Consider the following 6,562-nt stretch of genomic DNA (forward strand, 5'->3'; position numbering starts at 1 on the left):
CCCGTTGGTTTCCCAACGAGGCATCGAAGACGATTCTATTCTGTTTTCTGTAAACTGGTAGTTAGAAAAACTTAGTCAGTGACCAAGTTAGTGAGCAAGATAAATCGCCGGACATCCCACACGCAGTTTTGAATCTTTGTATGGCTTTTGCAGTGTCTGCATCATAGCCCAGCACCGCGGTCAGCTGCTTTTGAAAGGAACCGGCAAACAGTGCCCACATTCCAAAGGGCATTCCAGCGTATTTCATTGCAGATACCTCCCGGCTTCCGCTTCCAGTGCCTGCCACACCGGGTAGGCTGCGCCATGTTCATCGAAAAATTTCTTAAGATCCCGGTTCAGCGCACTCATTTCGTCGATGGCGTTCATGGCATGGTCGGAGGCGCAGAGCTTGCCCAGCGAAGTGGCACACATCAGCTTGAAAAAGCGCAGGCATGTCTTGCGGTATTTCTCCCCTTCAAAGTCTGCATCCTCCTTGGGCAGAATGGTGTGCCCGGCATCTCGGATGGCGCGGTATCCCTCGATGTTGGCATCCAGCACACGGTTCAGGTACGCGGTATCTCCCCGGAGCTTTTTCAGGTCGCCGTCTGTCTTATAGCAGGCGAAGGCCGCAGGCATCACAAACGCGGCATGGCAGAGCAGATAGTCCTCCATGTTCAGCTCGTAAACAACCTTATATTTTGTGCCGTGGAAGATGCGCCTGATCAGCTGTTTATTGGAGATTGCACCCGGCAGCTGTCCGATGGTGATCTTTTTCAGGTCGATGGAGACCACCCGGTCAACCTCCCGATGCCCCGCAGAAAGCGCAAAGGCAAACAGGACGTTCTTCCCCGGCAGCGCCGCCGCCAGCGCCCTCGCCTGCACATTGTTCCCCACAAAAACGATGGTCTTCGTCCGGTTCGCCCGCAGCGCGTCCAGAACGGAATCCAGCTGCGTATAGCGCAGGACCACAAAGATCACATCGTACATTGCATCCGGTGCAAGTTCAGTCACCACCGGAATGCGGCTGACCGAGGTGCGGAGCGAAAATTTGTCCTTGATCCGCAGGCCGTTCTGCTTGATCTCCGCAGCCCAGTTTCCCCGCGCAAGCAGAGTGACATCCTTTCCGGTGCGCAGCAGATTTCTTGCCAGATTGCATCCCAGAACGCCTGCACCATATACCAGAATTTTCATAGCTTGCCTCCAAATCCGATCTTCACGATCTGCATTTTCATCCCGTTGTCCCCGACCTTGGCGAGAAATCGGAAAAAACCGCTGACGGAAGGGTCTTTCAGGTCGTTGTAGCCCATCATATAGCCCCTGCTAGATACCCGTAACCGGCTGTCCCACTCGCCAATCTCCTTGGGAGCATCCGAAACCGCGAAATATGCCCCTACATCCTTGATTTTTGCCGTTCTGAGCCACGTTTTGGCGATCATCTTCACCGCCGTACGGTTGGCAGCATCAAAGACCAGCACTCCGCCGGAGAAAGCGTCCGCCATCCCCTGCACCAGTTCCCGAACCTGCTCCGTCAGGAAGTAATAGAACACCCCGGAGGCAAAGAACACCGCCCCGCCGGAGGTATCGATCTTATCAAACCATGCGGGGTCTTTCAGGTCGCAGGGGATGTTTTGCTCCCGCTCCCCGGCGGGCAAAAGCTCGTTACGCACGGCTATGACATCGGGAAAGTCCAGATTGTAGATTTTACAGCTGCCGTTGTCGCAGGCTTTGCCGGTGTTATCCAGCCCGCAGCCCAGATTGACCACTGCCGCGCAGGGGTGGTTTTTCAGGTACGCCTGCACTTCAAAGGCAAGGTCATTCTGCCGCATGGCGACCTCCAGCGCACCGAAACGCTGCATCAGGCTGCGGGAATTTTTCTCTGCCTCTGAAAAGTCGTAGTCGATCTGGTCGATCAGACGCACCGCCGTTTCGTCCCGGTAAAGGTTCGGATACAACTCCGTACACAGCTTCCGTGAATACAGCGGGAGGATCAACGTCTCCTGCACGGTGTTTTTCTCGATTTTGTATTTCATGGGTATCACTCACTTTCTGATAAATGGCAGTTCCGGCATACAGTCACGCTCGGCGATGTGTGCCAGCATTTCGGCGAACCCCTTTGGATTGCGAATCTGATATTGCATGTGATTGTATCCCTCAAACACGGGATAATGGCCGCAGGGGTAGGCTTCCATCACTGCTTAACGGTATTTGAAATGATCTTCTATACTGCCAAACTCGAAATAGGTATGTTTTTGCAATTCTTTTGAAAGCAGCGGAAAGGTTTTATCCTTCAGACTGTCCGAAATCTGCCGCCGCAAATTTGTATAGGTCAGATTTTTCCCTGCGTCTATAAAATACGACTTTATGGAATCGTCGTCACACCACAGTATCTTTTTCAGCGTACCGCCCTTCGACCAATATAGGCTCTTGATGGCAAAATACAGAAACGGCGTCATGATACGGCGCGTGCCCTTTCCGATTTGGGCGAACTGCCCGCCGTCAAAGAAAGCGTGCTCCACGGGCAGCTTCGTCTGCGTCAGAAACGCCATGGCAAGGTCTGCACCGATGGAAGAAGCGACCACCATCGCCAGCCGCTCCACGCCCTGTCGATGCAGAAAGTCCTCCACCTGCCGTATTTCGTCCTGCTTGCTGACATATTTCTGCCCCTCGCAGTAAACGGTGGAGGTGGGCAAGATGCAGAAATATCGATCCTGCAAATACCTCGCAATCGGTTCGCTGCTCGCTCCTGTCACACCCATTGCATGAAAGAACAGCACGGCAGGATTCCTCCTGTCGCCATATGTTTGAAACAGCATTTCTATCACCTCATATTTTCATAAAAAGCATCATAATCGCCGCCAGTGCTGCCGAAATGACCGCCATACCAATTGTGCCGAACAGCCACTTTTTGCCCTTATCCTTGGCTGTAATGTAGGGTTTCAGGTCTTCCGTCCCCGGAATTTCCCATGCGTTCGTATGTCCTACCCAATAGCCGTCAACCCAAAATCGGTCTATGAGATTCATAACGGACAGTATGACCAGCAGCTGCCAAAAGCCCTGAACGAAGCCCTTTGCGCCGTTGAGCGCATAGACGCAGACCAGCACATAGGCGATGTATCCGGGGACGCAGACAGCTTTGAAAATCAAAGCATTTCGCTTGATTTTCGCGTGTGTTGTAAGTCCCAGCGTTACGCACCGCTCCTGCACCTCCTGGCTGTAAAGATGCACCATGCCCACCGCGCCCTTGCGGATACCGATGGCGTAAAGCAAAATGAGCAGAACGCCCAGCCCGATGCCTTCCAAAATCACCTGTAAAAGCATTACCGATTCCTCCTGAAGCCCGCCTCATCCCGATATTCGGGATGTTCCTTTACATACGGGTCCTGGTCGCCGCAGATGGTATAGTCGCACCGGCAGCCGTTCATGCAGGTGTTCGTCCGTATAAGCCTTGCATGGAGCAGCTCCATAGACGCAAAGTCCACATTGCACAGGGCGGGCATGATGTCCGTAAGACCGTGCCGGATGGCGAACTCCGCCGCCGGACACGACGTAAACTCATAATAAATAGGCTTGCCGTTTTCGTAAGGCGCAACCGACATCTCGTAATCGTGCCATTTGTCGCAGCCGCTTTTCGCACGAACAAACGCCCTGTACATCAGCTTCCTCCAGAACGGCTTGTTGCAGTCCACGAATTTCAGCTTGCGGAAGGTCGGCAGGATCAGATTTTCCTCCATCTCTTCAATTTCACGGAACGAAGTAATTGCTTTGCAGACCACATAATAGCTCATGATGGCGATGCAGTCATAGGTGCCGCCTATGCCGTTGTGGAAGTTCTTTTTGCCGCCCAAATCGGTGCGCCAGTCGGAGAGAAAGACCGCGTACTGCCGCTGCACCTTTTCCCATACTGTCTCCCGCTCCGCTTCCGGATAGTGCAGGGCGATTTTCGCCAGTATTTCCTTTTTGCAGGGCTTGGAATACAGCACATGGCAGCTGCGGTCAATTTGTAATTCGCTGTCCTTCATCTTCCCACGCCTTTCAGAAAACCGCTCTTTGCATTTTCTTCGGTGTCGTCCGATTCGTCGTAGGCATCATAGGGTGCCGACGGGTCGTGTACCCGTTTCTTGAATGGCGAACAGAGCTTGTCCTTATGGGCAAAAGCAAATTCCAAATTGTCCGTCCATCCCGTGTGACCGGTGATGAAATACGGATGCAGACCACGGGCGCGCAGTTTCCGTTCCAGCTCCGCCAGTGACTGCACAGCCAGCTTATTATCCTCTGCCAGAGAGGAAATAAAGCTGTATCCGCCGTCCGCACCGAACCACAGCGTGTCGCCGGTGAACAGATACTTATCGTCAATGAGATATACCATGTGCCCCCAGGTATGACCGGGGACAAGGAAGCATTCGATTTTGATGCCGCCAATATCGAAAACCTCGCCGTCATGCAACAGTACCTTTTCGTTGTGGATCGTGACCTGCGGCAGCTTGTACAGGCGATAGATCACCTTGCGGCGCACTTCGCCGGTCAGATAGCGGTTCTCAACCTCGCCGATGTAGAGCTTTGCGTCCCGGAATAGTCCCGGACTGTCGGCCTCCACTGCACCCACATGGTCAGTGTCCTGATGCGTGATGAGGACGTGCCGGATGGAATGCGGGTCGATACCGAGCCAGCTCATTTTCTCCGCCAGACGGTCATAGTTGTATCCGGCATCAATCATAATGGTGGTATCGCCCTTGCGGTAGAAGAAGATATTTGCCACCCACTCTCGCACACAAGCGACATTTTCATCGATCCAGCCGGTGTTCAAAGGCTTAAATATCTCCTTGCCCCGGTACATCCGGCTCATTGCTTTTCTTTGAAATTCCGTTGCTTTTTTCGACATGATCACACCTCATTTCTGTGCTGTGACACACAGCCAGCCCTTTTTATTTTTGTGACTCTGAACCCTGCCAAAGCCTGCTTGCTCCAGATACACTTTCAGATCAACATCCGTATAGATGGTCATACCGTTAATGATTCGCGTCCATTTGTCGTCTTTTGCTGTTTCGCCGTTTGCTTCGTTACAGATGAAAAAAGTCCCGCCGGGCTTCAGCACCCGATAGACCTCTCTGAAATTTTGCGCAAGCTCCGGCCAGAAATAGACCGTTTCAAATGCGGTCACTACATCAAACTGCTCCGCTTCAAACGGCAACTCTGCTACACTTGCCTGCTGCACAGTACACTGCCCTGCTGCAATGGCACCTGCATTGACCTTTCGCGCTTTTTCTACACTGACTGCCGAATAGTCGATGCCCTGCACCTTGCCCTTGGGACACAGCTTCAGCAGCGTTTTGATGTTCGCTCCACCGCCGCAGCCGCAGTCCAGCACCATGGCATCCGGGGCAGGCTGCAAAAAATGCAATCCCCACGCTGCCATTGCGCTGTGCCCAAAGTTCATCATAGCAACCATGATCTTCCCGCTAAAGCCTACGGGCTTGCGGGTGTTTTCAAAGAAGGACATATCACACCTCCGATTTCACACATTCCGTATAGGTCAGTGGAAAAGAGGCCTTTAGAACAACACTTTTTCGCACTGTCCAATCATTCTGTTGCAGAAATTTTAGGTATTCTTCACTCGTCCACTTGCTGTGGAGAGGAAAGCCTGCCAGATTCATGAAAAAGGCTTTGACCTTGCCGGGAAATGAGTTTTCTGCGTGCGTAAAGGTAGGCGCGATCAGCACACCGTCATCCTTCAGCACCCGTTTGATCTCTCGCAGTGATTTTTCTGGCTGAGGCACAATGTGCAGTGCGTTTGATACGATTACCACATCGAATGATTTGCTCGCGTATGGCAGAGAAAACATATCCTGCACGGAAAAACGCAGCTTCGCAGAGTAATTCCCCCGTTTGGCCTCTGTAATCATTTCCGGAGAGGCATCCGTCGCCTCGATGTGTGCCACTGCTTTTACGATGTGCTTGGCGATCAGTCCCGTTCCGGTAGCAACCTCCAGCACTGTTTTGTCTTTCACGACCGGACGGATCAGCTCATACATTTTCTCGTATACTGCCCTGTCTTTTCGCATAAAGCAGTCATACAGACCTGCATTTCTGTCCCAGAAATTCTTGTGTTCTCGCATTGCTGTCTCTCCTTTTTGTGGTTAAATTTATCTAACCAGCACGCGCACATTGACAAGTTAGGTTCGGTTAACTCACGTATTTAGAAAAAGCCGCATTTCTGCGGCCTTTCGGCTTATACAAATAGCTTGCTGCAAGCATCACACATCTGTATTTTCAGCCACTAAAGATAACGCCTCTCGATCTACTCCTTATGGAAACAGCCAAAATCTATTTTCACACCATTGCGGTGACTTTTGCCTTTTTATCCATATTATATCATGCTCGCTTCTTTTTTGCAATGGTATAGTATCCAGCCAAACAAGGAAACGATGGCAGCAATGCTGGAAGCAGAACGCATTGCCCGTGATTCGTCTGTAAAACGCTACTCTGATGTAGAGGAAGCATTGAGGGCGGTGACATGCTCCCACCACTTAAATCTTACGATTTTGAAGTGGGGGCTTCCTGCTCGATTGCCTTTTAAGGCAAAGCT

At 51.8% G+C, this 6,562-nt stretch carries 9 protein-coding genes and 1 pseudogene; 1 reads left to right on the plus strand and 9 read right to left on the minus strand.

Annotation, left to right across the window (positions count from 1 at the left end; translation table 11 throughout):
- Positions 1-61: 61 nt before the first annotated feature.
- The 9 genes from LKD71_RS11855 to LKD71_RS11895 form a co-directional block, all read right to left on the minus strand.
- Positions 62-247 (minus strand): hypothetical protein, encoded by a 186-nt coding sequence (locus LKD71_RS11855; RefSeq protein WP_118770644.1) that lies wholly within the window; start codon positions 245-247, stop codon positions 62-64.
- Positions 244-1,170: a ketopantoate reductase family protein gene (locus LKD71_RS11860; protein WP_227615568.1), complete on the minus strand. Its 927-nt coding sequence runs from the start codon at positions 1,168-1,170 to the stop codon at positions 244-246. Before LKD71_RS11860 ends, LKD71_RS11855 begins: the two co-directional genes overlap by 4 nt.
- Complete coding sequence (locus tag LKD71_RS11865) at positions 1,167-2,009, minus strand: class I SAM-dependent methyltransferase (RefSeq protein ID WP_227615569.1); 843 nt, start codon at positions 2,007-2,009, stop codon at positions 1,167-1,169. Before LKD71_RS11865 ends, LKD71_RS11860 begins: the two co-directional genes overlap by 4 nt.
- Before the next feature lie 165 nt (positions 2,010-2,174).
- Positions 2,175-2,792, minus strand: a complete 618-nt coding sequence (locus tag LKD71_RS11870) for an alpha/beta fold hydrolase (protein ID WP_227615570.1) — start codon at positions 2,790-2,792, stop codon at positions 2,175-2,177.
- 10 nt (positions 2,793-2,802) lie between these two features.
- Positions 2,803-3,297: a hypothetical protein gene (locus LKD71_RS11875; protein ID WP_227615571.1), complete on the minus strand. Its 495-nt coding sequence runs from the start codon at positions 3,295-3,297 to the stop codon at positions 2,803-2,805.
- Positions 3,297-3,998 (minus strand): L-2-amino-thiazoline-4-carboxylic acid hydrolase, encoded by a 702-nt coding sequence (locus LKD71_RS11880; protein ID WP_227615572.1) that lies wholly within the window; start codon positions 3,996-3,998, stop codon positions 3,297-3,299. Before LKD71_RS11880 ends, LKD71_RS11875 begins: the two co-directional genes overlap by 1 nt.
- The gene (locus LKD71_RS11885) at positions 3,995-4,858 is read right to left on the minus strand and encodes an MBL fold metallo-hydrolase (RefSeq protein WP_227615573.1); all 864 of its coding nucleotides are present in this window, start codon (positions 4,856-4,858) and stop codon (positions 3,995-3,997) included. Before LKD71_RS11885 ends, LKD71_RS11880 begins: the two co-directional genes overlap by 4 nt.
- Positions 4,859-4,867: 9 nt before the next feature.
- Positions 4,868-5,476: a class I SAM-dependent methyltransferase gene (locus tag LKD71_RS11890; RefSeq protein ID WP_227615574.1), complete on the minus strand. Its 609-nt coding sequence runs from the start codon at positions 5,474-5,476 to the stop codon at positions 4,868-4,870.
- Between the two features lies 1 nt (position 5,477).
- Positions 5,478-6,092 carry a class I SAM-dependent methyltransferase gene (locus LKD71_RS11895; protein ID WP_227615575.1) on the minus strand — a complete coding sequence of 205 codons (615 nt, stop codon included), beginning with the start codon at positions 6,090-6,092 and terminating at the stop codon, positions 5,478-5,480.
- A gap of 291 nt (positions 6,093-6,383) precedes the next feature.
- Between LKD71_RS11895 and LKD71_RS18570 the strand changes: the two are divergent.
- Positions 6,384-6,473: pseudogene (locus LKD71_RS18570) on the plus strand (type II toxin-antitoxin system RelB/DinJ family antitoxin); the annotation flags it as partial.
- Between the last annotated feature and the right edge of the window lie 89 nt (positions 6,474-6,562).

It is taken from the genome of Fusicatenibacter faecihominis, assembly GCF_020686945.1.
GTDB lineage: Bacteria > Bacillota > Clostridia > Lachnospirales > Lachnospiraceae > Limivivens > Limivivens faecihominis.